Genomic DNA, 1,929 nt, shown 5'->3' with positions numbered 1-1,929 from the left:
CCGGTCCCGCCCACCGGTCCCGCCCACCGGTCCCGCCTACCGGTCCCAGTCCACTGGGTCCTGTCCACGGGGTCCCGTTCACCGGGTCCTGTTCAGGGGGTCCTGTTCACGGGTGCCCGCCCATCGGGTCCGCAACGTGGTCCGGCCGACACAGTTGCACCCATCAGGTCCAGGGTCACGTGTGCACCCATCAGGTCCAGGGTCACGTGTGCACCCATCAGGTCCAGGGTCACGTGTGCACCCATCAGGTCCAGGGTCACGTGTGCACCCATCAGGTCCACGGTCACACGTGCGCCCATCCGGTCCGGGGTCACGTGTCCACCCATCCGGTCCACGGTCACGCGGCCGGAGCACCCAGTGCGGCTCATCCGGTCCCACCGGTCAGGTCCCAGCATTCGGGCCGTGCTTCCGGCCCGAATGCTGAGTCCTTGCGGCGTTTCCGCGCGTTCGAGATGCAGGGACGCGGAGCACCGGGTCACGTTCCCGCCGGGCGCGATGGGACCGTGCGGTGGTTCGGTGATAACCGGGACCCAGGCACCTTGGAGCGCCGGATCGGGGGATCGGGTCTGGGCGGCCCGGGTCAGGAGGGGTGGCGGGCCAGGTGGTCGGCGTGGCGGATGGGCTCCGGCAGGCGGAAGCGGGCGGCGAGGCGGAGAACCTGGCCGGTGGCCGTGTCCAGGGAGATGCGGTGGCCCTGGGAGACGTACACCGGCTTGACCCCTCGTTGCGTGCGCAGAGCCCGCCCGACCGTGGCGCCCTCGTGCGCGATCGGCGTCCACGCCCCGCGCTCTGGCCCGGGAGGCTCGTGCGTACCGATGAACGGCGTCTTGCCCACCCCCAGCGCCGGCAGTCCGGTGAGCACCCCCAGGTGGCAGGCCAGCCCGAACCCGCGCGGATGGGCCAGCCCGTACCCGTCGCAGACCAGCAGGTCAGGGGTCACGGTCAGCCGTTCGAGGGCGTCGATCAGCGTGGGCAGCTCGCGGAAGGCGAACAACCCAGGCACGTACGGGAACGCCACCCGCCCCTCGGCGACCACCTGCTCCACCGGCGCGAGCGTGCCCCCGTCGAGGACGACCACGGCCGCCGTCACCGCGTCGTCGCCGTGGTAATGCACGTCCAGGCCCGCCACCAGCGCGAATTCGGTGGGGCCGGTCAGCTCGACGTGCCCGCGCAGCCGGTCCTGGATGGACTCCGCCTCCGCGACGCTGGAGGGCCATGGATGAAGTCGTCTTACCTGCATCCCGATCAAGGTACGCGGTCGCGGCCGAAGATCGTTGAGTAGGGTCGGTCGTCATGAGCGAAGTTCCGGTGGACGTACCGGTGATCGTGGGTCCGGGGGTCGTCGCGGATGCGGCGCTGCTGGCGCAGATCGCCGGCCGTGAATTCGCCGCCCTGGGCGTGCGAGGCACTCTCGTCCACGCCCGCGACGCTTCTCACCTGCTGTCGCTCGTACGGGACGGGGCGGTCGTGATGCCCGGGCCCGATGCCGAGGTACGCGCCCTCATCGGACGGCCGCTGGGGGCCGTGGTCTGGGTCGACGCGCACCGGGCGGACGGTGTCGAGCCGGGGGAGGGCGCGTCCCACCTGCACGGGCGCGGGCTGGGCGGCCTGAGCTGGGGCATCCGGCACGCCCTCCATCGGGTACGCCACACGCCCCTGAGGATCCCTTACGGGCCGTCCTGCGATCAATGGGGTGATCTGTACGTGCCGGAGGGCGTGCCCAGGCCGCCGGTCGTGGCGCTGGTTCACGGCGGATACTGGCGCTCGATCTGGGCCGCGGACCTCATGGAGGCACTCTGCGCCGACCTGGCCGGGCGCGGGTTCGCGGTGTGTCGAGCCGGGGGAGGGCGCGTCCCACCTGCACGGGCGCGGGCTGGGCGGCCTGAGCTGGGGCATCCGGCACGCCCTCCATCGGGTACGCCACACGCC

At 72.2% G+C, this 1,929-nt stretch carries 1 protein-coding gene and 1 pseudogene; one reads left to right on the top strand and one right to left on the bottom strand.

The features are described 5' to 3' along the window. Positions 1-580: 580 nt before the first annotated feature. Positions 581-1,240: an endonuclease V gene (locus E1292_RS50240; protein WP_132606851.1), complete on the bottom strand. Its 660-nt coding sequence runs from the start codon at positions 1,238-1,240 to the stop codon at positions 581-583. 53 nt (positions 1,241-1,293) lie between these two features. Between E1292_RS50240 and E1292_RS50235 the strand changes: the two are divergent. Continuing rightward, positions 1,294-1,929 (top strand): annotated as a pseudogene (locus E1292_RS50235) (hypothetical protein); the annotation flags it as partial.

The organism is Nonomuraea deserti (assembly GCF_004348685.1).
Classification (GTDB): domain Bacteria; phylum Actinomycetota; class Actinomycetes; order Streptosporangiales; family Streptosporangiaceae; genus Nonomuraea; species Nonomuraea deserti.
The sequence above is the reverse complement of the archived record's forward strand: the minus strand, read 5'-3'. Positions and strand labels throughout refer to the sequence as shown.

What these genes read in the sequence shown, in the direction of transcription:
- E1292_RS50240 (WP_132606851.1), bottom strand. Translation starts at nt 1,240, where the DNA reads ATGCAGGTAAGACGACTTCATCCATGGCCCTCCAGCGTCGCGGAGGCG.